Genomic DNA, 24,051 nt, shown 5'->3' with positions numbered 1-24,051 from the left:
AACACTTTGACGACGGATGTTCAAGAAACGATATCGCTGAAAAGGTCCCTTAGTTTTTGGGACCTTGTGCTCTATGGCATCATTCTGATTCAGCCCACAGCGCCCATGCCCAGCTTCGGAGTTATTTACAACGAAGCGCATGGGCATGTGGTAACCGCAATCATGTTCGCCATGATTGCCATGCTATTCACGTCTGTCAGCTATGGACGCATGGCGCGTGTATATCCGGAAGGAGGTTCAGCGTTCCTCTATGTAGGGAAAGAACTGCACCCCAGTCTCGGCTATCTCACCGGCTGGTGCATGGCAATGGACTACATCCTGAATCCCTTAATCTGCACAATCTGGAGTAGCAAGGCGGCGCAGAATTTCTTGCCGGAGATTCCCTATTGGCTTTGGGTAATCTTCTTTGCCGCGCTCTTCACTGCCCTTAACCTCAATGGAGTAGAAACTTCTGCCCGGATCAATGCAGCAATGGCTGCAGCATTGGGAATTGTAATCGTACTGGTTATAATTGCTGCCGCACGATTCCTGCTCCATTTGCCTCACCAGCCTTCGGCTTTTTATCGATTCCCGTTTTACGACTCCTCGACCTTTTCCTCTTCGGCACTCTTTCGAGGTACATCGATTGCGGTTTTGACGTATATCGGTTTCGACGGAATCTCGACGCTGACTGACGAAGCCAAGAATCCGGACCGCAGCATTCCACGCGCAATCGTTGCTACCTGTCTCTTTACCGGAGTACTGGCCGCCATTGAAGTCTATCTGGCTCAGCTAGTGTGGCCGCGCGGCGCTGCCTTTCCCGACCTGGACACAGCATACGTTCACATCGCCGGACGCGCAGGCGGTCCCATCCTCTTTGCCATCGTGAACGGAGCTCTCTTGCTCGCAACTATCGGCTCGGGAACAGCTTCTCAACTTGGCGCTGCACGACTTCTGCTTGCGATGGGCAGGGACGGATCGATTCCCAAGCACTTCTTCGGAGCTGTACATCCGGCTAAAAGAATTCCCAGGAATAACGTGCTCCTGATCGGTGGCATCTGTCTTGCCGGAGCAATGGTATTCAGCTATCAGCTGGGCACCGAGTTGCTGAACTACGGTGCACTATTGGCTTTCATGGGAGTCAACATCGCTTCCGCCGTTTTGGGCTGGAGGAAAGGCGCTGGATCGCAGTGGCCCGCAATGGCCATCTCTCTCGCAGGCTTCATCGTGTGTTTCTTCCTGTGGATGAACCTGGGACCACTGGCTCGCATTGTCGGTACCATTTGGGCCGTCGCAGGCATTGTCCTGTGGATCGTCTATAGCCGTAAAAGAAGCATGGACGCACTGAAGAGCTAGAGCATTTCTCGCTCAGGTGTAAGCCCAAAACGCATAAGCTTTGGTAGCTTTGCCATCAAAAAAAATTGCTTGGAGTTTCTACATTTAGAGGAAGAAGAAGTAAGAACGTGAGATGGCAATACCCGTGGTTCAGCTTATTTTGTGGCCTTGTGTCAGGGCTGGCCTTCAGGCCAGCCGCGGCCATTCTTTAAGAGTTTGACAGACATTCTCGGTAACGAATGCAGCGAGAGGCCGGGCTGCGCAAACAGTTGCAAGCCATTGCTTGAGCAGTCTTGGAGGTAAGGAAGCAATGACAAAACGCGTGAGGATAGCCGAAAATCGGAGTACACAAGCAGAATCGCAAAGGCGAATTGGCTTTAGCCTTGTGTCAGGGCTGGACTTCAGTCCAGCCGAAAACAGTCTTCTTTGAGAGACCAAACATTCTCGATAACAAGAGTAGGAGTTAAGAGCAATGGCCTGGAGTTAACTTGTTTTATGGATCAAGAGGAGTAGTCAAAGAGAATTTCTATGTGACAGGACAAGTAGTTCGAAGCAGTAACTATAAATCGGAACTCCAAGCCCTGCGCTTAAACTCCAAAGCCGTAGCTGTCCGATTCGCTTAGGTTACCGAGAATGTCTAAATCCCTTCGGCAAAACCTTGCGGCTGGACTGAAGTCCAGCCCTGACACAAAGCCTGACCAATGGCTGCAACGATCAAAAATGCTTCTATATTTTTGCTGTTCCTCTGCAGAAAATGTACAAACTCCAGGGTAGGCCTGAAGGCCTACCCTGACACACAGCAAAGACCAATTCGCCTTTGAGATTCTGGCGATACGAGAAATGCTCTAAACTAAACCCACCCGATCGCTCAAACGAAATAGGAGCTTTGTGACTGCACTGGATATCTCGATGATCGGCGAGGCCAATATTGACCTCCTGCTCTATGGACTTCCCCAAGAACTTCCACTGGAGCGGGAATTGTTGGCCAATCGTATGGAACTGCAATTGGGTGGCTCCCCGGCAATTACTGCTCACAATCTGGCTAAACTGGGCAGTCGAGTTGGATTTGTAACACCTAAAGCAACCGATATTTTTTCCGCCTTTTGTCTTGAGCATTTGACAAGGGCAGGAGTAGACCTAAGTAGAGCCGTCTGTGCGCCCGAAGGAATCCATACCGGCGTCACCGTCTTGCTGCAACATGCAGAGGCACGACACGCGTTCACGTATTCTGGAACCACAGCTTCCATCCGCTTCGACGATCTGGACCTTGAATATCTAAAATCTGCCCGGCATTTTCATCTCTCATCTTTCTTCCTGCAGAAAAGTCTTCAGCCCGATATTCCACGGTTGTTCTCTCTGCTCAAAAAAGCAGGAATTACAATCTCGGTCGATACCAACGATGATCCGTCCAACGAATGGTCGGGGACAATTCACGAAGCACTTTCCTATATAGACATACTGCTTCCCAACGAACGCGAGGCCTGCGCCCTCGCCCAGGAAGAATCTCTTGACGATGCCATTGCAAAACTGAATGAAAAGATTCCGGTACTGGTAATCAAGCTCGGTAGCCGGGGAGCAATGCTGATTACGCGACAAGGACGTATTCATGTGCCAGCTTTTCCTATAGCGCTGGTGGATGCGGTCGGAGCAGGAGACAGTTTTAACTCCGGCTTTCTCCATGCATATGTTCAAGGCTGGGACTTGGAACGTTGCCTTCGACTTGGAAATCTGACAGGGGCACTATCGGCAACTGCGGCCGGCGGGACCGCAGCCTTCCAGGATCTCCCAAAGATGCGGTCCTTCTTCTCTCAACATGATGTAGATATTGAGTTGCCGGATATAACCGCAGATCAAACTTGCTGACAGTACCGCTTTGCGGCCCTTTCACCGAGAACCGTCAATGGACGGATCTCCTTTCCCCTTACCTCATTGCCTTCGTGGGATATAGAAACCGCTTCCTTCTCCGGCAACTGATCGTTTATCAACCGGAGAACGAAAGCGGTGGTTTCAGGCATAAGATTTGCAAAATGCGCAGCCAGCCAAGCTTGCGGAGTTATGGTTACTTCGGCAGTTCCACGCGCTGTTGCTCGCACAATCTTCCGAGCCGCGTGAGCAGCAGTTGTCGACACTCCAGGTAGACTCGCGCCAAGACTGAACCAGCGGTATTCTTCCTCTGCATTCCCTGTAAAGGAAGCGCGCAGATGAGATCCGGTGCGCATTAGCCCCGGGCAGACAGTGGTTACGCGAATTCCCTTCGACCGTAACTCAGAGTGAAGTCCCTCGGAGAATCCCACGGCAGCAAATTTGCTTGCGGTATACGGAAGCAGATGAGGAATCGCCACTTTGCCTCCAATAGAGGTAATGTTCACAATACTTCCACCTCCACGCCGCAACATCTGTGGCACTACGGCCATGGTGCAATGCAGCATGGTATAGAAATTCGCTTCCATTACCCTGCGGAAGTCCTCGATCGTCTGGTTCTCCAGAGGTCCAACGGTAATCGACCCGGCATTGTTCACCAGGATGTCAATCCCTCCAAGCTGCTGCGATACCTCGGTAATCATCCGCTTTACTTCGTCTTCGCGCGTCAAATCGCAGGCCCTGGCAATTACATCTCTGCCATCTGCGATCCGTCTCTTTCGCTCCAGCAATTCCCGTGCTTGGGCTAGTTCCTCTGCATTTCTTGCAACCAGAACCAAGTGAGCCCCAGCTTTGCCGAACTCCTCTGCCATGGCCAGCCCCAGTCCCCGTGAAGCTCCAGTGATGAGAACTCTCTTCCCATCCAGAAACCTCTTCTTTCTCCTGCTATCTGCAGCTTTCCACACTGCAACCCCACCTACAACAGATACCGCACCCGCAGCCAGAGCTACTCCCGCATAGGCTCCAGCCCGTGCCATCAAAGCGCGGGCCTGTTTACCTCTGAGGAGTTTCCCTATCATGCCGCCAAGGTCACGGCCCAAGGAGACTCCACTACCGTTTCGAATAATTGCCGCACGCATGCTCATTACTCCTGCTGTATCGGTTATGCTGCAATTTGCTCCCAAGGATCGAGCACAACTTTGATGCACTCATCCTGTTTGTCACGAAATGTCTTATATGCCTCTGGAGCGCTGCTCAAAGGAAGTTTATGAGTAATGATCACCGAAGGATCGATCTTTCCACCCTCGACGAGATTGAGTAACGGTCGCAGATACCGATGAACGTGAGTCTGCCCCATCTTCATCGTGATCCCTTTCCCGAAAGCAGCTCCAAAGGGCACTTTATCGATTAGTCCACCGTAGACACCTGGGATGGATAAGGTGCCACCCTTCCGAAGTACCTGGATAGCATAACGAAGGGCTGTTGGCCTATCCATTTCCATCCGAAAGGTCTGTTTGATGGAGTCATAAAGGCTCCCGGTCGCCGGACCATGCGCTTCCATGCCCACAGCGTCAATACAGGCATCAGGTCCAACTCCGCCAGTCAGCTCTCGGAATACTTCGACTAAGTTTTCGATCTGGCTAAAATCCAACGTCTCTGCACCCTGCTTCTCAGCAAGATCTAGCCGTTCAGGAACTTTGTCGACCGCAATCACCCGTTTCGCCCCTAAGAGGAATGCACTGGCAATCGCAAACTGCCCGACAGGACCGCAGCCCCATACAGCTACGGTATCTTCGGGTTGGATATTGGCATTCTCGGCAGCCATGTATCCCGTAGGGAAGATGTCTGTGAGAAACAGGAGTTTGTCATCCGGAAGACTGTTCTCAATTTTCAAGGGTCCAACGTCGGCAAACGGGACCCTTACATATTGGGCCTGCCCCCCGGAGTATCCTCCGTAAAGATGCGAGTAGCCAAAGAGACCCGAGCCGCTGTATCCATAAAGCTTCTCGGCAGCATGAGCGTTTGGGTTGGAGTTGTCGCAAAGAGACCACTGCTGAGTGGTGCAAAAGTAGCAGTTTCCGCAACCAATGGTGAAGGGGACCACGACCCTCTCCCCGGCCTTCAGATTTTTAACACCGGGGCCAACCTCTTCAACGATCCCCATGAACTCGTGCCCCAGAATGTCCCCTGCCATCATCGTTGGAATAAAGCCGTCATAGAGATGCAAATCCGACCCGCAGATCGCTGTCGAGGTAACTCGAACGATAGCGTCGCGCGGATTCAGCAATTGTGGATCGGGCACTTCTTGTACCTCGATCGAATTCTTTCCCATCCAACAAGCCGCTTTCATTGGCAATTCCTCTCTTATGCTGCTGTGGTGTGCTCGCCTACCTCATTCTGTTCGCCAAGCAGAAGGCTCTGAATGTCGCCTCGCAAAGAACTCTTGCCATGAGATTGTCCCTGCGAGCGAGCTACCTCTCCGGTTTCTGCCAACTGCTTGAAATGACGGAGATTCTCCCGCACGTACGACTCCGGAGTACGAAGGTGCGGCGCAGAGAAGAAGCCTGCGAATTTCCCTCCCGGCAGCCGGAACTGTTGCGTAACACGCACGACCGTGCCGCGCCCATTCACGGCAAGCTCAAAAACCACCTGGCCTGCGATCTGAATGGCCGTACCTTCTTCGGTCCTCCAGGCAATTCGGCTTGCAGGTTCTTCCGCCACAATTTGCAAGTACCAGTCCTCGGTTTTCTCATCGGTAATCGCCATCGTCCAGCGGGAACGGCCGTTGCCTAAATCGCTTACCTGAACAATACGTTCTTGCCACTTGGGAATGAGCGAGATATCACGCCAGAAGTCGTAGAGTATCCCGGCAGGCTGGGCAATCGTCATCGTAGCCTGGGCTTCAATCAGACCATCGTCCCCCTGCTCGCCCAGAGCAATACGAGGATCTAGTGGTGTGTAGGACGAAAGTTGCATAACTCTTCTCCGATCCTTTGCAAACTCGATTCAAAGTTGAAGCAAGCCGCATATCTTCGGGAGATGCGTGCGATTCCTCATAGAGTAGCTTTGCGTAAATCGGCTTTCCCGGGAGACATCCATATCTCGCCCTCGCCGGCCCGAAGACAAAAAAATGAATATTTGTTGCAACGAGTAATTTTCTGGAGCATCTTTAGAGACGACTGATCGCCGCAAAGATGCCTCGAGAAAACAGAATCGCGGCCGATTCGGGAGGTTATGAATGAAAAGCACTCAAGCATTAGCAACCAGTAAGCGTACCTGGATAGCAGCCGCAGCAGCCTTGCTTTTGACTGCATCTACAGCCCTTGCCCAAACTTCGAACTGGAAGATCGATCCCGCTCATAGCGAAGCAGCCTTCTCTGTCCGCCATATGGGCATCTCTAACGTGCATGGCCGGTTCAGCAATCTGGCCGGAACCGTAACTCTGGACGAAAAGGATATTTCCAAGTCTTCCGTCAATGCCTCCATCGATGTCACCACGGTCGATACCGGTGTCGCGCAACGGGATGGACACTTGAAGAGCCCTGACTTTTTTGACGTTGCCAAATACCCGCAAATGACCTTCGTAAGCAAAAAGGTTGTGAATAAAGGCGGCAAGTTGTCCCTGCTAGGAGACATGACCATGCATGGCGTTAGCCGTCAGGTAGAGCTTACGGTGGATGGGGTAGGTAAAGCTGTCGCCGATCCACAAGGTCATGTGCATCGCGGCTTTTCGGCCGAAGGAGTCATTAATCGCCAGGACTTCGGAATGAAATTCGGAGGGAAAACACCCGGCGGAGATGCAATGGTGGGAGATGAAGTCAAAATTAACCTGGACATCGAACTGGTCAAGCAATAAGAAACAAACAGAAAGGAAGAGCATGGCCTCCGCCGGGCTCTTCCCTGACTCCAATCATTCCAGGTAACCCGAGGATTCGTAGAATCTTCGGTTACATAAGATGTTTGGTATAGCAGTGAGGTAGTTGAGTGGCACTACGGGAAGAAATCAAGCAACGTCGGCCCTTTCGCACAATAGAGGAAGAGACCCTACTGAACATCCTGCGGACAGCGGACCGCCTGGCCCTCGCCGCTCAAAAAACTCTACGGCCTTATGGCATCACCATGACTCAGTACAACGTGCTCCGGATTCTGCGCGGGGCGGGTCCCGAAGGATTGAGCTGTTCCACCATCGGAGAGCTCATGGTAGCCCATGATCCGGATATCACCCGGCTGTTAGGCAGGCTGGAAAAACTGAAGATGGTCCGCCGCCGTCGCAACAAAAAAGATCGGAGGCAGGTTTGTACTCAGATCACCGAAAAAGGCCTGGAGTGCCTGGCGGAGCTGGACGATATCGTCGACAGTAACAACCGGGAACTCTTAAGCCATATGTCTCCAGAGGCGATGCAGCAGCTAATTTCGCTTCTGGAGCAGGCAAGGCAATCTGTCACAGATGGCGCTGCAAATGGCAACTAACGCTTCTCATCGGACGATGGCAACGGATGTATCGGACAGTCTTCATCTCAACCTTCCGGAACAGGCATCTTCCTGCGCCAAGAGACACACGGAAGACGTCAAAGGCCCTTCTTAAAAGAAGAGCCTCTGGAATCTTGACCTGAACTTTGAAGCGCTTCGGTTAAGAAGTTGGTGCGTTTTCCTTCTCGGACTCCGAATCGGAGTTCAATGGAAGCCGGTTGTGCAGGCAATAAAGCGCCAGCTCCAACCTGTCAGAAACTCCAAGCTTGTCATAGACCTTACGCAGATAATTCTTGATTACCTGCTCAGTCGTTCCGAGCTGGTAGGCAATTTCTTTGTTCCGCTTACCTTGGGTAATGCAGGCAATGATGGCCAACTCTTTTTGCGAAAGCTTGGGCTGGGTCCGCGGATTCGTAAGAGCCTCCGCTTGCGCGCGATAGGCTTCAATCACCCAATTGACCGATTGATTGTCGATCCAGGTTTCCCCAGCGGCAATCTTGCGAACGCACTTGATCAGCAGATCGGGAGAGATGGACCTGGGAATAATTCCGCGAACACCCCGCCGGTAGAGTTCTACCGTATGACTCTCCTCCGCTAATGCGGTTTGCACAATGATCTTGATATCCGGAGCCATCCGGAAGATCTCTGGAATAGCATTGTTCGTACCATTCAGCAGATTGCTCTCCAACAACAAAATGTCCGTTGGGTAACGCTGAATAGCAGCACAGAGATTCTCAAAAGAATCTGCCTGCGCTACAACACGGATGTCATCTTCTACCGCGAAGATCTTGCGCATGCCAACCCGATAGATGGCCTGCGAATCGGCAAGAATAACCCGAACAGCTCCAGGTTTTAGGGAGGATTCGGAAAGATTGTCCTGCTCTTGCATTTCACCGTCGATGAAATCAGCGCTCACTGGTACCATTCGCCTCATCATCTTTTAAGAGATATTCGTCAATGGTCGCTGCGGTAAAGAATCCCTCCGAAGATGGATAGGAACGAACCACACGACCTCGACAGTGGATCAGAACATCGCGAGGTGTGCCCAAAATAGTAGCGGGCATACGCATCGAAAAAGTTATCGCACTGTTTACTTCAAAGGGGATAGCTGACGATAACAACACCCCATTGGCGGAGACATTATGCGTCAAAGCCGGAGTCGTTCCGTCTGCAGTCTCCAGATCAACCGAAAGCTGGACCGGAAATCGTACCGCACAGCGCACTTCCGTGAACGTCTTTGCTTCGTTCGACATAGCTTTAGGAGTAACCATTGGACTCGGCCCTAAATTAAATTCGCCGCTACTTGAATCTATCTCAGAAAAAGTATTCGCTCAGCAACAAATGTTCGTAAGCAATCGTTATTCCCCAAATCGGGAAGCTAGCGGGAAAATTGCCGTGTCCGTGTACCAGCACTGCAAAATTTTTCCTAAAGGATGAATTCCTTTGTCAATCAACATTGGCGGATCGTTCCCATCATGCCATTGACTGATAACGATATATTACACGGCAACCGTAAACACAATTGTAATAAAGATTTTGGGAAGAGCAATTTACACTCTCCCCAAAACGAATGTGCTTTGAGATTTGGCCTTTAGGCTGGGTGCTTCTCCAGAAAGTCCTGGATCTGGCCATATTCCTGATCGGTCAACCGAAAGCTCGCAGCAGCGATAGTGCCTTCGACCTGTTCGGGGCGACGGGCTCCCACAATGGCAGCCGTTATTGCCGGATGATGCAGCGTCCATGCTACCGCCACCACGCCTGGTTCAACGCCATGTGGATTCCCAATCTCCCGCAGCAATTCCACCAGCCGGAGATTCCTGGAAAATTTAGGTTCGTTGAATTGTGGTGCCTGGCGGCGCCAATCATCCGCAGGCATCTGCCGGACCCGTTCCGCAGTCATCTTGCCGGTCAGCAGACCGGAAGCCATTGGAGAGTAGTTAATAACGCCGATGCCATTTTCTTTACAAAAAGGCAATATCTCCGCTTCGATTCCCCGTGCCAGCATCGAGTAGGGCGGTTGCAAAGATGTAATGTGTGCAATCTTTTGCACCTTCTCCATCTGCGCTACAGAGAAGTTCGAGACCCCGATATAGCGGATCTTTCCCTCTTTCTGAAAACGAGCCAGAGTTGCCCACCCCTCTTCAAGCTCCTCCTCGGGATTGGGCCAGTGGATCTGATAAAGATCGATGGTCTCGATCTGAAGGCGGCGAAGTGAGTTCTCAAGCTCTTCCTGTAACGATTCGGCTTTCAAGCTGCGATAGATCTGCCGGTTCTCGTCCCAGCGCATGGAACATTTGGTAAAGACATAGGGCTTTTTTGAGCTTCTCTTCAGGGCCTTGGCGACAATCTCTTCCGAGTGTCCCAAACCATAAATCGCAGCAGTATCGATCCAATTGATACCGAGATCGAGAGCTTTCTCAATTGCGGCAACCGATTCCTGGTCATCCTGCGGGCCCCAGGCATACTCCCAATTTCCGCCTCCGATAGCCCAGGCGCCAAAACCAATGGAGGTGAGATTGAGATCGGAGTTGCCTAATTTTCGTGTTTTGAATGTGTTAGGAGCAGTTGTAACCATGGCTTTAGGATGCCTCTCTCCTGGGGACAGCTTCAATACAATCGGCGCCAACTATTGGTAGCTCCTGCCTATCAGAGATGTTTTTCTGCCCTTATACCGAGGAGGCGAAACTGTGTGTACTGACTTCAGCAACTGCAAATCCTTTTACAATCACCTCCATGACAACAGAACGCACACAGAAGATCGGAATTGTCGGGGCAGGAAGTGTAGGAGCAACGATTGCATATGCGGCTATGATTCGCGGAGTCTCGCGCCAGATCAGTCTCTATGACGTCGCCAAGGCCAAAGTAAACGCCGAGGTTCTGGACCTGAATCACGGGCTCATGTTCGTTCCTATGGCCAACATCGATGGCTCTGACGATATTGAAGTGCTGAAGGGCTCCGACATTGTTGTCATTACTGCTGGAGCAAAACAGAATCCAGGACAGACACGAATCGACCTGGCGCAAGCGAACGCAAATCTTTGCAAGAAGATCCTTCCCGAGGTGCTTCGGGTTGCACCCCAGGCAATTCTGCTCATGGTCACGAACCCCGTGGATGTTGTCACCCAAATCGCGCTGAAGATTACCGGGCTACCCGAAGAACGAGTGATTGGCAGTGGAACGGTACTGGACAGCTCGCGTTTCCGTTATCTGTTAGCCAGACACTGCAATGTGGCCGTCCAGAATGTCCACGCATATATTGCAGGGGAACATGGCGATTCCGAAATTCCACTCTGGTCCAGTGCCAGCATCGGAAACATCCCCTTAAGCCAATGGTCGGTTCCCGGACACGGGCAACTCACGGAAGAGATTAAAAGAGGCATCTTCGAAAACGTGAAGTCTGCAGCCTACCAGGTGATACAAGGCAAGGGCGCAACCAACTACGCTGTCGGACTTGCCGTTACCAACATCCTGGAAGCGATCCTCCACAACGAAGGCAGGGTTCTTCCCGTCAGTGCCTGGATCCATGAATATCGAGGCATGAAGGATGTCTGCCTGTCCCTGCCCCGCATTGTGAATCGCAAGGGAGTAGAACAACCGCTTCCCCTTCCCATGACCGTCGATGAGGAAGCCGGTCTACAGGCGAGCGCCAAACAAATCCGCGAAGTAGTTCAATCTCTGGGATTCTAGAGACCTAAACAGAAATGGCCCTCAATTGAGAGGGCCATTTCTGTTTAGAGCCACTACAACTGTTCGATAATTCTCAGGCTTAATTCACCGTTATCGAAACAGTCGTGGTCGTCGTCAGACCGCTACTCGAAGCATCCTTACCCGTAACGGTGATTACATAGTTTCCGGCAGTTGTCCCAGTCGTAGTTGTGGTCTTCGAACCTCCACCACCGCCACAACCACTCAAGCCTCCAAGCACGAACAGGACAACAAACACACTCATCGCGCCCAGAATTGCACGCCACCTACGACGATAGGCAGAGAATCCCAAGAGGAAAACGGAAGAAAGAGCAACTCCTCCTCCTGCCGTATACCAGGGATTCACAGGTGAAGTGTTGTTCTTGGAGGTCGTTGTAGTCCTCACTGTCGTTGTGACCGTAAGGGTAGAAGTAGCTGTCGTTGTGCTTCCGGAAAGCGAAACAGAGGAACTGCTAAAGGAACAACCGGGATAATAGGAGCTATTGGCTCCACTCGGAGCTGTGGTAACAGCACAAGTTAATGCGATTGCGCCTTGATAACCATTTGCCTGTGTAGCCGTAATCGTCGCGGTAGCGGAGCTTCCAGCTGCGACACTGCTGCTTGCAACGGTATTGCTCAAAGTGAAGCTGGGAGCAGTTGTGGTAGAAGAGCTGGTAACAGTAACACTCGTTGTGCCGCTAGCGGTGGCATAGGTCGTATCGCCGCTGTAGGTTGCGGTTAATGTGTCGGTACCAACAGCCAGCGAATTGGCCGGAATGGTTATAGTGGCTGAGCCGTTCGTCAGAGTCGTAGCCGAACCTCCATAACCACCTCCCGTGATCGTAACGCTTCCGGAAGGAGTTATCGTACCGCTACCTGCCACAGTAACGGCTACACTCAAGGCGGTCGACTGGCTAAACGAAGTCGCTGACGGTGTAACCGTAACAGTCGCGGTAGGTGTTCCCGTTACCGTGATAGTCGTTGAGACGGTAGCAGTTGCATAATTCGAGTCGCCACTATAACTGACAGTCAGAGCGTCGGTACCAACATCCAGAGAATTAGCCGGGATGCTTATGGTGGCAGAGCCGTTCGTCAAAGACGTAGCAGAGCCCGTGTAGCCTCCCCCCGCCACTGTTACCGTTCCCGATGGAGTAGTGCCACTACCACTCACCGTCACAGCTAATGTCAAGGCGGTAGAACGCGTAATAGAGGTTGCCGAAGGCGTTACGGTAACCGTTGCCGTCTGGGTCCCGGCTGTTGTCGAAGACCAATAATTGATCATATTGGTGACATTGACACTGCCTAGACCTGTAGCCAGATCGTATCCGGCACCGGCATCGTATCCGGTCAGGAAATAATATCCCGCTGTATTTCTAGAACAATTAGTTGTACCAGAGGTGCAAGGAACCGAGATATTTCCAGTGGTTACATCATTGAAAATACTCCCCGCGTGAGAACCGTTATAGATCTGATAGAGGTTTTGTGCTGCCTGTCCCTGGCGAGAACCCTTTGCCTGAACAACCATGGCTAACATTCCTGCGAATGCAGGCGTTGCAGCCGAGGTACCGCCCACTCCAGCATAGGGGAAACCTCCAGAACTATCCTTTATGCAATAGTTAATATTTTTGCTGGTATTGGGATAACAATACGCCCAAGTTGCACCATAAAACGAGTCTGCGGACAGGAATGAAACATCTGGAATATCACGGACACTATCGGAAGGAACGTTTGTTCCTGTTTGCCAATTAGGCTTGGGCCATCCTGCTGTGCAATTTCCTAGGGTCGTAGTATTGTTAGACCCATAAGTAGTAGTATTCGTCGCACAGCTACTCTTGCCACCTCCCGCACCCGCGATGTTAGCGGAACCAATGGGAAGGGGAACATTGTTGCTATAAGCTGTATTGATTTGAGTCGAATCATTCCAAGGATTCTCTGGTATATAGCTCTTAGCTGTGCGGTAATAGGTACTTGAGCTTCCAGCAGAACTGCCGGAAGAGCTGGGAACAGATGCATAGGTGCTGAAATTGGTAGCTAGGATATCGTAATCCGTTCCACCTACTGCAATGTTATAAGGTGTGGATGCCAGACCGTTCACAGCTAGACCATACTTTGCAGAGGTTTGCGAATTTTGATCGTCACAACCAGCAGAGCCGCTATCACCAGTAGACACGGTTACGGAAATGCCCTGTGCAGCGGCCTGCTGCCAAAGCTGGTAAACATAAGTATTGTCCGAGGTGGTCATGCCACGTTCGCACAAACCAAAGCTTACACTGAGAATGTCTACCTTATTATCCGAAATTGCCTGCTCGATGCCTGAAAACAAATCCTTAGAAACATACACATTAATCGCCGCGCCGGGAGCCAAGCCACCTGCTATCTCAGCGTCCAGATAGGCTTCCTGAGCATCTGAATTTATGCCGGGGTTAGTTCCAACCACCGTGATCGTAGGCGGGGTATTGTTCCCCAAGAACAGCGTTCTATATGCGGTCACAAATGACGTATCGATATTCGAATCGGCTGCAATTCCAATCGTCACTCCCGAACCGTTATAACTCGTTCCGCCGGAAAAGTTGGCATTATAAGCATTGGGACTGTTATAAATCGTTGCTGCATCAGCCGGAACAACATAAAGATAGTTATAGCCGGATGAACTCTGGTAGGTAAGATTTGGCTTCACCCGAGAAGATAGGGAATCGGAAATGGGCTCAATCAATCCTGTCGAAGCATTGAACCGCACAGCTCCACCATCTATCCTCGTCGATTTGGGCGGGAAGTTATTCAGGCGGGCGATTCCATGCACTACCGATGCCATTGCCGCGGGAATCTGGGGATTCGCAATATTCGCATAGTAATCGACATCGTCGATTCGGAAGCTGTGAATAGTCGTTTGAAAGGTGTCTTGAATCTGAGCTACCGAACCGGAGAAATTGATGATGTTTTTCCCCAGTGAAATGCTATTAACGGTCAAGCCATGAGACTCAAGCCAGGTAGTCACGACCTGGACATCCTGGTCGCTTGGTCCATAGAGATTCCCAAATTCTGCCGGAGTTAACCATTTATGGTATTTGGGAGAGTTGCGATCCTGGACCGACTCAAGAAATTGCTTTAGTTGCTGCTCCTGCTCATCGCTGCGACTTAAAACAAGTTTCACATTCGTCAACTGCTGCGAAAGAGGAGCTGATCCCCGATCGAATTCTGGACGAGCAAAGGACGAAATGTTTCCGGCAAGAGTTGTACGGGAAGATTCATCGATTGCTTTTGTAATTCGTGCCGCTCTCTGAGCGTATGCAGAGAATGAAACGACACTGGCTAATATTCCAAGAAAGATGTACTTCAGAGACCTCGAAAAAACACCTGAGTTGCGCACTGTGATCTTCTCCGTGCCTAAGGGGATGATGAAATATGGTTCAACTGCTAATCCCAGAACAGGCTGTCCGAGAAGAATGCTCCACTTCGTGAAGAATGGACAAGCCCCTTACCCTAGCGAATAAAAAAGGAAATCTGATGGTGATTGTAAATAATTAAGCGACGGCAATTCCTTACTTCTACGGCTAAGGGAGTTTTACCTCACGGTTAGACGGAAAAGGGCAAAAATTGGCACACGGATCGTGACAAATTTTCATTTCATGTGATCCAAAAGAGGAAATTACTCGTCTAATTGACGTTCGGAATATCCTGGAGCTACTGACGACAAGGCTGAGCAGCCCTTCCGTTAAGAGTTTGTAATGGATGTCTATTCTCACCCCTAGGGCAGCTCGAAACCTAAGGATCTGTAAGCTTCAAAAGCCGATTGATAAAGCTCCTCAAGGGGAGCTGGCGCTTCACCCTTGAGTCGGGCATACAGCATTTCGAGATGGACTTGCCAGGCGGCAGCATAACGAGCTCGACCTTCGGTGGGAATCCGGGTGTGCGTGAGAATAAAGGTTGTGTTTTCCCCTCCAGCGCCATGCTCTTCCAATTCAAATCCAACATGGGTTTCATGAACCACATCGGGGCGGGAGGTACTAAATTTCCAGCTATAGGTCAGGTGCTGAGGAGGGTTCAGTTGATCGATAATCCCGGTGACCCTATCACTCAGAGCATAAGATCTGGGTGCTTGGTGCGCATCGAAGGCTAGCTCGACGCTTCCACTTTCCCGGAGATCAATGATGGCCTCAGCGAGCCAGGTGGTGAGCAGATCCGGCTCGGTTAAATAACTCCAGGCAACTTCGATCCGGACGGGCAGGATTCGAGTAAAGCGAATGCTATGTTCATCGAGGAAGGTGGCCAGGGAATTTTTGGACATGGTCAGTCAACTTTGTACACCCCGATTTAGATGCGAATTTCGCCTGGAATCCGCTCCCAGAGCCCATAACCGTTGAAAGGGTTGCGGAATATGCCCGATTCGGCAATACTTAAGTGTTGGGAATTGTGTGGTTGCGCAGTCTGCGCGGACCGGTTCGGTCAAACGCCTTCCCCTACGTGATAAAGAGATTGAGAGGATTCTGACTGTGGTAATGATTCGTTTGGCACGCTTCGGAGCGCGCAAGCAGCCCTACTATCGTGTAGTGGTAATCGAAAAGGATCGCGCACGTAATGGCCGGTCTATTGAAGTAGTAGGCACCTACAACCCACGCACCAACCCTGCAACGGTCGACCTGAAGCGGGAGCGCATCGATTACTGGACCAGCAAGGGCGCCCAGTTGTCTGACACCGTCAAGAAACTGGTCGAGAAGGCCCCTGCCGTAACCGCTGCCTAATTTCTACCTTTCAATAGCTGCAGGGGCCGTCCCTGTTCTCACAGAACGACGGCTCCAGACGGCATTTCTCTCGATAGCTCCTGAATGCTCCCGGACGGCCCTTTTTCGGAAGAATTGAGCTGTGTGGGGAAGTTCGTTTGCGCTCCATCGAAAGAAAATCGCGGTGTAGCTAAAGAAATTACGGGAAATTTTGCGATGGCAGAATGAACATAGCCTTGTGATGTCTTCGCCGGGAGAATGCCTGCGCGGCTGATCTCACGAGGCTTAGAGATGCAGTAAAACGTCCGTAAGCACTTCGGGCAAGCGTCTCTCCTGACCCATCCTGGGACAGGTAATAGAAACGATCCATATAGAGTGTCAACCTTGAAGTTTGCTGGTAGTATGTCGCTTACTATTCAGCAGGCGTTTCCCGGCTTCCGGATGGGGGCAAGCATGACCGAGCAAGTAATAGACAATGTTGAAGAGCTGGTTCGCGAGATTGCGCGCGCACTGGTAGACGATCCCGGCGCAGTTGAAGTGGATGCAGTGAACCGCGAGGAAAGCACTGTATTAAGGCTTAGAGTTGCGCCGCAAGACGTCGGGAAAGTCATTGGCAAACAGGGACGAACGGCGAGATCGGTCCGTACGATCCTTGGTGCGGTGAGTATGAAATTACATCATCGCTATACCTTGGATATCCTAGAAGAAGAGAAGAACGGGGCCACTCCGGGCGAGTAAGCCTGGAACTAGTGGTGATTGCACCGCTCCCCCTTCGGCAGCATCACCATGAGCGACTCCAACTCACAATCTAGCGAATGGGCCATCTTGGCTCGACTGAAGCGCCCGCAAGGGCGCAAAGGGGAGGTTTCGGCGGAAATCCTGACGGATTTCCCCGAGCGCTTCCAAGAGCGGCGACAGCTAATCCTGTTAGCCGCAAACGGATCGGTACGTCCTGTCGAGCTTGAGTCTTTCTGGCTCCACAAGGGTGGCATCATCTTTAAATTCGCAGGCATTGACTCGATCAGCCAGGCCGAAGAACTTCGGGGGCTGAACGTAGCGATTCCCACTACCGAGAGAGCTGCACTGGAGGCGGATTCCGCTTACATCAGCGATCTCATCGGCTGTACCCTCTACAACGTCTCCGCAGGCGGCAGGATCGTTGTCGGAAAAATCTCCGACGTGGATCGAGAATCGACGGAAGTCCCACTATTTGTCATCAAAAGAGGAAAAGAAGAGCTGCTGATTCCATTCGCTAAGGCTTACTTGCGTAAACTGGATACAGCCTCCCAGTATGTCGAGATGGAGCTGCCTGAGGGATTGCTGCAGATCAACGAGCTGCCCGCTGAAGAAGAATTGAAAGGACCGGAGCATTCCCTATAACGAAATGGAACGGGCCGGTATGGCTTTTCTAGCTTTTCCATCAGGGCGAAGTCCCCGTTACACTTGATATTTGGTGTGATGAAACGGCAGCAGAGCTACACCTCACTGCCTTTGGCTGGAACATAAGTGTTACTGGGAATACTGTAGGCAACGAAGATCGCCAATCCGATGCGTTTTGAAATCCTGACCATCTTTCCCGGATTTTTCTCCGGAGTTTTTGAGCATGGCATCGTCAAGCGGGCCCGCAATGCCGGGCTACTCGATGTTGCTATCCACGACCTGCGCGACTTCACCCATGACCGGCACAGGACGGTTGACGATCGTCCCTTCGGCGGTGGCGAAGGCATGGTTCTGAAACCTGAACCGGTTGCCGAAGCGCTCGAATCGATGACAATTCAACCTAAGGGACAGCGCGGTCAGGAGACTGTAATTCTGCTCTCGGCGCAGGGTCAGCCTTTTACCCAGAACATGGCCCGCGATCTTTCCAAACTTGATCGTGTGGTTATGATCTGTGGCCGTTATGAAGGTGTTGACGAGCGGGTCAATGAACTCTTTTGCGACCGTGAGATTTCTATTGGCGATTACGTGCTTTCCGGAGGCGAATTAGCCGCAGCTGTTGTCCTGGACGCAACCATGCGCCTGCTTCCGGGAGCCCTGGGCAATGAGGCTTCAAGCGAATATGAAAGCTTCGGCTTGGCCGACGGCTTGATTGCAGATGACGACAGCGGCGTCCCGCGCTCGCAGCACGGAGCCGGAGGCCTGCTAGACTATCCTCATTACACCCGCCCGGCAGAGTTTCGAGGAGCTAAAGTTCCCGATGTACTCACCGGCGGCAACCACGATCAAATTCGTAAATGGCGGCGGGAACAGGCTTTGCGTAAGACCTTGCGCAATCGTCCAGATCTGCTGGAACGGGCTTCCCTTACGAAAGAGGACCGGCATTTTCTCACACGGATTAGCCGGAAGCAGCAAGAAAACGCCCAAGGGTTCCACGAAGAGTAATTTCGTTGTAAACTGAAAGTTCTGATTAGAGAGCCAGGAAAGAGTCATGTCTATTCATCCAGTAATGCAGCGTCTGGCAGAGAAGCTCCAGCGCACCGATATCCCCGCGTTCGTGCCCGGAGACACTGTTCGGGTGCAGGTAAAGATTAAGGAAGGCGACAAGGAGCGCCTGCAGGCCTTTGAGGGCATCGTCATCGCCCGCAAAAATGGCCCCCAGGGCAGCTTCACCGTCCGCAAGATGAGCTTCGGCCAGGGCGTTGAGCGCATTTTCCCCTTCAATTCGAAGGTCATCGACAAGGTCGAAAAGATTCGCAGCTATCAGGTTCGCCGCGCGAAGCTCTTCTACCTCCGCGGACTCCGCGGAAAGGCTGCTCGCTTGAAGGAAGTCGAGCGCTCGTAACCCCCTTTATCATTCAGTTACAACAAAAGCCCCGGAACATCCGGGGCTTTTGCTTTGCAGCCGCTTCTCTCGCACAATAAAGTACAGATCGTTGGTTAAGTAGATTGGCAGATCAATTTCCATCGTGGCCGCAGGGAGAAGTACCGGTTATCTCCAAACTGCCTCCCTTACAGGCATTGCTGCGGCGTGTTTTCGGTTTCAATAGCTTTCGATCCAGCCAGGAAGCCGTATGTCGCGCTGCTGTTGCCGGAGACGATGTCCTGTTGGTCATGCCTACCGGATCGGGAAAATCGCTCTGCTACCAGCTTCCTACGCTAGCTCGCAGCGGAACGGCCGTGGTTGTAAGCCCGCTGATCGCACTGATGGAGGACCAATCCCAAAAGCTCTGCGCCCTGGGATTGAGAGCCGCCCGTGTCCACTCCGGTATGCCGAGGGAAGAGGCTCGTGAAGCTTGCCGGGAGTACCTGCGGGGCAATCTGGATTTCTTCTTTCTGGCTCCCGAACGGCTTCGCATTCCAGGCTTCGCGGCGATGTTGGCAAAACGCACGCCAGCCTTGGTTGCGGTCGACGAAGCACATTGCATTTCACAGTGGGGACACGATTTTCGTCCGGACTACCGCCTCTTAGGCGACGCTATCGAGGTTCTGCGTCCAGCTCCCATTATGGCTTTGACGGCAACGGCTACGCCGGAAGTCCAGGAAGACATCGTAGAGCAGCTGCGGCTTCAAAAACCGAAATGCTTTATCCAAGGATTTCGTCGTAACAACCTGGCAGTCGAAGTCGTCCAGGTGCCGAAACCGAAGCGCTCCGCCTTCGCTGCGGAACTGCTTCGGAATCCATCGCAGCGCCCGGCAATTGTCTATGCTCCGACCCGCAAGGAAGCGGAGATGCTGGCCATGAACCTTGGCGGACTCTTCCCTACCGCTGCGTATCACGCTGGCATGGATCCGGAAGAACGGGAAAGAATTCAAACTGCATTTCTAAGCGGGAATCTGCAGGTCATCGTGGCCACAATTGCGTTTGGCATGGGCATCGATAAAGCCGATGTCAGAACGGTACTCCATACAGCTCTGCCAGGAAGTGTGGAAGCGTACTACCAGGAGATTGGACGTGCAGGACGCGACGGCAAAATCAGCCGCACCGTTCTGATGCACTCCTTCGCCGACTGCAAGACGCACGACTTCTTTTTTGAGCGCGACTATCCGCCAGTGCAGGAACTGGAGCGAATTTACCGTTTGCTCGGCCCGGAACCAAAGAGTAAAGAGCGATTGGAAGCAAAGGTCAGGCTCGCTCCGGAAGTCTTTGACCGCGCACTGGAACAGCTGATGATCCATGGCGGAGCCATCGTAGACATCGATGGAAATGCAATTCGAGGGCCTCATGCCTGGCAGAATCGCTATCTTGCGCAAGCAAAACATCGCCGGGGACAGATGGATCGAATGATGCGCTTTGCTGAAGGACATGAGTGCCGCATGGTTGCACTCATACGTCACTTTGGCGACACGGAGGATGCACACCCTTGTGGAATTTGCGATGTATGCGCTCCACAAAAGTGCGTGGCCCAGCAGCATCGCAAGATGAATGAAGGAGAGCAGCATCTGGTCTCTTCCATTCTTGAATCCCTCAAAGAAAGCGGTTCACGTTCCTCCGGAAAGCTATGGAAAGAGGTCTGCCCCCACGGTGAAATGGAACGGCGCGACTTCGAAGAGTTGCTGGGGGCAATGGCGCGAGGAGCGCTCGTGCGTCTGGAGGAAGCTTCCTTCGAGAAGGATGGAGAAGAGATTCTTTATCGCCGCGTCGTTTTAACCCGCACCGGAGCTGAATGCGATGGCGATGTCGAACTCGAATTGAAGCAATCGATCACCTACACGAGCTCGAAAAAGAGTTCCGAACGCAAGTCCCGGCGCAAAGCGAAAGAACAGGATGAGGCCAACCGTCCACTCTCCGGAAAAGAGCAAGAGCTCGAAGGGCGCCTCAGAGAATGGCGCAGGGGAGAGGCCCGCAAGCTGGGACAACCGGCTTTCTGTGTCTTTGGCGATCAGACCCTTCGTCTTCTTGCGCAAGAACAACCCCGGACAGTCGAGGATCTGATGACCGTTAAGGGAATCGGCAGCGCCAAGGCCAAGAAGTTCGGCAAAGCTATTTGCCAGATCTGCGCCGGTACATAAAATCTACTCATAGATCCAGCTATCTTTGGTTCATCATGCGCCCAGAATTGGTGGAAGCGACAAAGCTGCTACGAAGCACCCGCCCCGAGGAGATCAGCGAGGCAATTCGGCTTTTGCAGAACACCGTATATTCCTTCAGCATGAAGGTCTGCGGACATCGCGAAGATGCCGAAGATACGATGCAGGAAGTCTTTGTCCGCTCTCTTCCTCATCTGGCAAAGCTGGAAGACCCGAGAGCTCTCGCCGTCTGGCTCTACACCGTCACACGGAATCGTTGCTGGCGCATGCGCCGAAAATCCGTACATGCCCCCAAACAGACTTTATCTCTCGATGAGCTGATGCCGGACGCCTCCGAACTAGGCCTATTGCTGGCAGATGCAGGGCAAAATCCGGAGCGCAGCCTGCTCAAGGGTGAGCAAAATCAGCTGGTGCAAAAGGCTGTTCTGCAAATTCCGCCCCAATACCGGATCATTCTCGTGCTTCACGACATGGAGGATTTGGATACCGACCAGATAGCCAAAATTCTCGACATCAAGCCCGGTACGGTACGCGTCCGCCTTCACCGCGCCCGGCTCTATGTGCGAAAGGAAATGGGCCGTCTGGCAAACCAGATCGCTCCACAGGAAAATACGGAGCAGAGCCTTTCCGAAGCAAAGAGCAAACCCGCCAAGTGCCGGGAGCTATTTGCAAATCTCTCCGAGTACCTCGACGGCCGGGTTGAACCGAAGAGCTGCGAAGAAATGCGCCAGCATATTGAGGCTTGTCCTTCCTGCCTCGTCTTTCTGGAAGACCTGAAACGCGCCGTTGAACGCTGCAGGCAAGTCGATGTTCAATGCGACCCCAAAGTAGCGGCACAGCTGCAGTCCCTACTGACCAGGGAGTACCTGCGGTTCATCGGTGTAACAACTGGATAGAAACTCCGAAATTCTAGGCAGCAACTGCTATCGGAGCTATAGTTTCCTCGTCTAATAACCGAACTAGCCGGAATTCCTTTTTATAAAGTAGTCTCTCCTTGCATTCCGGAGCGTTCGCCCCGTGCGTTTCTTCTGTCTTTTGGCGGGTAGAGGGGACGTACGGGGGATACTCGCCTGAAGAGACGGAATTGCTCTAAAACATCAAAGCTTCAAAGATACGCGACACTACCTTCCGAAGTACCTGGTTGTCCAGAACTGTAGGTTCGAATTTTGCTTCGACCTCCAAAGCTGAAATCAACGGCATAAGGATCCGGACAACGCTGGCGCGACTTAGAGAATCCTTGCCCTTCGCTGCAGGTCCCAAGAATCCGGCCAAGCGGTCTTCATGATTCGGAGGGAAAAGGTGCTCAAAGTGCTTCTGTAGTTTCTCCTTCGACTCTGGATGACGAATAGCGAATAGCTTGTATTCGAGAAACAAAAGCGACCAGGCGGAGTCCTGAGTCATATCAAGACAGAATTGACGGAAAATTTTCAGATTGTGCTCTGTATTGGTAGACCCTTCAAGCAATTGCTCCATTTGGGAGCGATAATTTTGAGCTTTATCTTCCACTAGAGCGAGGAAGATATCTTCCTTGCTTTTGAAATGAGCATAGATGGCGCCTTTGGTTCGGCCTGCCAGAGCAGCAATTTCACCCAACTCGGCCCTTTCGTAACCATCGCGGACAAAGATCTCCTCGGCAGACCGCAGCAGGAGTTCTCGCGTTTCCTTTGTCTTAAGCTCATGTTTATTGGGTTTTATCGTGGCCATTTTCTTCTTCATCGTAAAGCTACCCGTTTGTGCCGGTCTATAGCTCCACGCTTCTCGAAGGCAAAACATAGCACAGGGAAACAATATCTGTTTATTGGTACTACCGTTTTAAATAGCGAAAACCTGGGGAGGGTTATGACTTTTCGCCCTCAAGGGCAAGAATAGAGCAGCATATGCCCTCAAGGGTTGAAGTTGCTACATGTAGCAAAAACCGGCATTCTCTAGCAATCAGCCCTGTTTCTTGGCCTTATCCGCCACAACTCCAAATCCAGACGACAGCGAGGCACCCTTAGGGTTCGCCTCCTTTGTCGTTTTTTGAGCCCCGGCGAACTGCTTCACAATCTTCTTTGCCACTGTATCGGCTACATTCATGCTCTCCGATTCGCCACGTACAGTCGCCTTGATCTGATTGTGATAATCCATGTGCGATCCAGCGTCGTTGATCCTAAGATCGAAAACCATCTGCGTCGTTCCTACGAACATTCCGACCGGTCCCATCGATGCTCGCTTTACCTGGCTTCCTTCCTTGAATCCCGTAACTGATACCTGTACCGTGAATTGCGGGCAGCCGCCTTGAAAAACATTGTCGCCATCGCGGTAGACATGCTCGACTCCTTTCATCCCGCTGAGACGATCAATTAAGTGCTCATAAACAAGTGCACGATATGCTACAGGCACATCCGTTTCACCCCAGGTTGGAAGAGCAACCCGAACTGTCCGAAAGCCGACCCAACCGCTAGTGCAGCTAGAAACCGGAAGCATCTGGCGCATTGTGGACCGCGAAGCCAAGATCTCAACGGCTCGCGTGACCTCCTCCGCGGGCAAGACAAATACCGCTCCGTGATAAGCCCCTTTACTATCGCTGAACTCAATCGTAAGCATGTCCACCCGGTGATGCATGAAAGCAGCGGCCGCCAGACCTCCTCCATTGGGAATAACCATTCGGAAAAGTCGCCCCTTCATCCCCCACAGCTCTACTCTCTGATTCCCTGAGCCAACGGCAAGAACAGACTGAAGCGGAATCGAGAAGTTGCCGGATTTCCCAGCAAAACTTAAGTCGGTCTGGCTGATTCGAAGTATTCCCTTCTCCTTCGGCGTGCTTCCGGGAAAGCCATAAACATGCTGAACAGGCGAAGCACTCCAATCGCCAGTTCGGACAACAGCACCGGATGCTTGTGCAGCCGCATTCGAATGCGAGAGAAGAGAGAGAAGGATCAATACACCTGAGGTCAGGGGAAAAACTAAGAACCGGCGCATTTTCGAAATCTCCAGTATTTAAATTAAATACCTACTGGTAGGTATTTAATTACAAGAAGGACTATTTCTCAAGTGC

General features: G+C 51.9%; 22 protein-coding genes. 12 read left to right on the top strand and 10 right to left on the bottom strand.

What is annotated here, in order from left to right:
- The first annotated feature begins 6 nt into the window (after positions 1 to 6).
- Both AC6I7T_RS22425 and AC6I7T_RS22420 read left to right on the top strand, forming a co-directional pair.
- Positions 7 to 1,335 (top strand): APC family permease, encoded by a 1,329-nt coding sequence (locus AC6I7T_RS22425; protein WP_497789939.1) that lies wholly within the window; start codon positions 7 to 9, stop codon positions 1,333 to 1,335.
- Positions 1,336 to 2,202: 867 nt separating this feature from the next.
- Positions 2,203 to 3,177 carry a carbohydrate kinase family protein gene (locus tag AC6I7T_RS22420; protein WP_497789937.1) on the top strand — a complete coding sequence of 325 codons (975 nt, stop codon included), beginning with the start codon at positions 2,203 to 2,205 and terminating at the stop codon, positions 3,175 to 3,177.
- Here the strand turns inward: AC6I7T_RS22420 and AC6I7T_RS22415 are convergent.
- The 3 genes from AC6I7T_RS22415 to AC6I7T_RS22405 are packed head-to-tail and all read right to left on the bottom strand — an operon-like array spanning position 3,165 to position 6,150.
- A complete protein-coding gene (locus AC6I7T_RS22415) occupies positions 3,165 to 4,313 on the bottom strand; it encodes an SDR family NAD(P)-dependent oxidoreductase (protein ID WP_497789936.1) in 1,149 nt (382 codons plus the stop codon). The genes AC6I7T_RS22420 and AC6I7T_RS22415 overlap by 13 nt on opposite strands.
- Positions 4,314 to 4,336: 23 nt before the next feature.
- Complete coding sequence (locus AC6I7T_RS22410) at positions 4,337 to 5,524, bottom strand: zinc-dependent alcohol dehydrogenase (protein WP_497789935.1); 1,188 nt, start codon at positions 5,522 to 5,524, stop codon at positions 4,337 to 4,339.
- A gap of 14 nt (positions 5,525 to 5,538) precedes the next feature.
- The gene (locus AC6I7T_RS22405; protein WP_497789934.1) at positions 5,539 to 6,150 is read right to left on the bottom strand and encodes an SRPBCC family protein; all 612 of its coding nucleotides are present in this window, start codon (positions 6,148 to 6,150) and stop codon (positions 5,539 to 5,541) included.
- Positions 6,151 to 6,412: 262 nt separating this feature from the next.
- Here AC6I7T_RS22405 and AC6I7T_RS22400 point away from each other — a divergent pair, with 262 nt between their 5' ends.
- Complete coding sequence (locus tag AC6I7T_RS22400) at positions 6,413 to 7,030, top strand: YceI family protein (RefSeq protein ID WP_497789933.1); 618 nt, start codon at positions 6,413 to 6,415, stop codon at positions 7,028 to 7,030.
- Positions 7,031 to 7,158: 128 nt separating this feature from the next.
- Entirely contained in the window at positions 7,159 to 7,644 is a 486-nt protein-coding gene (locus tag AC6I7T_RS22395) for a MarR family winged helix-turn-helix transcriptional regulator (protein WP_497789932.1), read from the top strand.
- Positions 7,645 to 7,804: 160 nt separating this feature from the next.
- Here the strand turns inward: AC6I7T_RS22395 and AC6I7T_RS22390 are convergent, their stop codons facing one another.
- The 3 genes from AC6I7T_RS22390 to AC6I7T_RS22380 all read right to left on the bottom strand — a co-directional run bounded on the left by AC6I7T_RS22390 (position 7,805) and on the right by AC6I7T_RS22380 (position 10,219).
- Entirely contained in the window at positions 7,805 to 8,533 is a 729-nt protein-coding gene (locus tag AC6I7T_RS22390) for a LuxR C-terminal-related transcriptional regulator (RefSeq protein WP_497794637.1), read from the bottom strand.
- Positions 8,534 to 8,549: 16 nt separating this feature from the next.
- Complete coding sequence (locus AC6I7T_RS22385) at positions 8,550 to 8,915, bottom strand: PilZ domain-containing protein (protein ID WP_497789930.1); 366 nt, start codon at positions 8,913 to 8,915, stop codon at positions 8,550 to 8,552.
- A gap of 320 nt (positions 8,916 to 9,235) precedes the next feature.
- Positions 9,236 to 10,219: an aldo/keto reductase gene (locus tag AC6I7T_RS22380; RefSeq protein WP_497789928.1), complete on the bottom strand. Its 984-nt coding sequence runs from the start codon at positions 10,217 to 10,219 to the stop codon at positions 9,236 to 9,238.
- 158 nt (positions 10,220 to 10,377) lie between these two features.
- Between AC6I7T_RS22380 and AC6I7T_RS22375 the strand changes: the two genes are divergently transcribed.
- Positions 10,378 to 11,331: an L-lactate dehydrogenase gene (locus tag AC6I7T_RS22375; protein ID WP_497789927.1), complete on the top strand. Its 954-nt coding sequence runs from the start codon at positions 10,378 to 10,380 to the stop codon at positions 11,329 to 11,331.
- A 79-nt stretch (positions 11,332 to 11,410) separates the two neighbouring features.
- On the opposite strand, the gene AC6I7T_RS22370 is transcribed toward AC6I7T_RS22375, so the two are convergent.
- Entirely contained in the window at positions 11,411 to 14,695 is a 3,285-nt protein-coding gene (locus tag AC6I7T_RS22370; protein ID WP_497789926.1) for a protease pro-enzyme activation domain-containing protein, read from the bottom strand.
- A gap of 378 nt (positions 14,696 to 15,073) precedes the next feature.
- Positions 15,074 to 15,613, bottom strand: coding sequence for an SRPBCC domain-containing protein (locus AC6I7T_RS22365; RefSeq protein WP_497789925.1), 540 nt, complete (start codon positions 15,611 to 15,613; stop codon positions 15,074 to 15,076).
- Between the two features lie 211 nt (positions 15,614 to 15,824).
- On the opposite strand from AC6I7T_RS22365, the gene rpsP reads away from it, so the two are divergent.
- The 7 genes from rpsP (at position 15,825) to AC6I7T_RS22330 (ending at position 21,910) form a co-directional block, all read left to right on the top strand.
- On the top strand, positions 15,825 to 16,067 hold the full coding sequence (rpsP, locus tag AC6I7T_RS22360; RefSeq protein WP_497789924.1) for a 30S ribosomal protein S16: 243 nt from the start codon (positions 15,825 to 15,827) through the stop codon (positions 16,065 to 16,067).
- Between the two features lie 381 nt (positions 16,068 to 16,448).
- A complete protein-coding gene (locus AC6I7T_RS22355; RefSeq protein ID WP_497789923.1) occupies positions 16,449 to 16,784 on the top strand; it encodes a KH domain-containing protein in 336 nt (111 codons plus the stop codon).
- A 48-nt stretch (positions 16,785 to 16,832) separates the two neighbouring features.
- Entirely contained in the window at positions 16,833 to 17,426 is a 594-nt protein-coding gene (gene rimM / locus AC6I7T_RS22350; RefSeq protein ID WP_497789921.1) for a ribosome maturation factor RimM, read from the top strand.
- A gap of 168 nt (positions 17,427 to 17,594) precedes the next feature.
- Positions 17,595 to 18,428, top strand: a complete 834-nt coding sequence (gene trmD, locus AC6I7T_RS22345; protein ID WP_497789920.1) for a tRNA (guanosine(37)-N1)-methyltransferase TrmD — start codon at positions 17,595 to 17,597, stop codon at positions 18,426 to 18,428.
- Positions 18,429 to 18,474: 46 nt separating this feature from the next.
- Positions 18,475 to 18,828 (top strand): 50S ribosomal protein L19, encoded by a 354-nt coding sequence (gene rplS / locus AC6I7T_RS22340; protein ID WP_497789918.1) that lies wholly within the window; start codon positions 18,475 to 18,477, stop codon positions 18,826 to 18,828.
- A 104-nt stretch (positions 18,829 to 18,932) separates the two neighbouring features.
- The gene (locus AC6I7T_RS22335; RefSeq protein WP_497789916.1) at positions 18,933 to 20,996 is read left to right on the top strand and encodes a RecQ family ATP-dependent DNA helicase; all 2,064 of its coding nucleotides are present in this window, start codon (positions 18,933 to 18,935) and stop codon (positions 20,994 to 20,996) included.
- 35 nt (positions 20,997 to 21,031) lie between these two features.
- Positions 21,032 to 21,910, top strand: a complete 879-nt coding sequence (locus tag AC6I7T_RS22330) for a sigma-70 family RNA polymerase sigma factor (RefSeq protein WP_497789915.1) — start codon at positions 21,032 to 21,034, stop codon at positions 21,908 to 21,910.
- A gap of 193 nt (positions 21,911 to 22,103) precedes the next feature.
- Here the strand turns inward: AC6I7T_RS22330 and AC6I7T_RS22325 are convergent, their stop codons facing one another.
- Both AC6I7T_RS22325 and AC6I7T_RS22320 read right to left on the bottom strand, forming a co-directional pair.
- Positions 22,104 to 22,718: a TetR/AcrR family transcriptional regulator gene (locus AC6I7T_RS22325; RefSeq protein ID WP_497789913.1), complete on the bottom strand. Its 615-nt coding sequence runs from the start codon at positions 22,716 to 22,718 to the stop codon at positions 22,104 to 22,106.
- A 228-nt stretch (positions 22,719 to 22,946) separates the two neighbouring features.
- Positions 22,947 to 23,975, bottom strand: a complete 1,029-nt coding sequence (locus AC6I7T_RS22320) for a hypothetical protein (RefSeq protein ID WP_497789911.1) — start codon at positions 23,973 to 23,975, stop codon at positions 22,947 to 22,949.
- Positions 23,976 to 24,051 lie beyond the last annotated feature (76 nt).

Source organism: Humiphilus diazotrophicus, assembly GCF_059726315.1.
The sequence above is the reverse complement of the archived record's forward strand: the minus strand, read 5'-3'. Positions and strand labels throughout refer to the sequence as shown.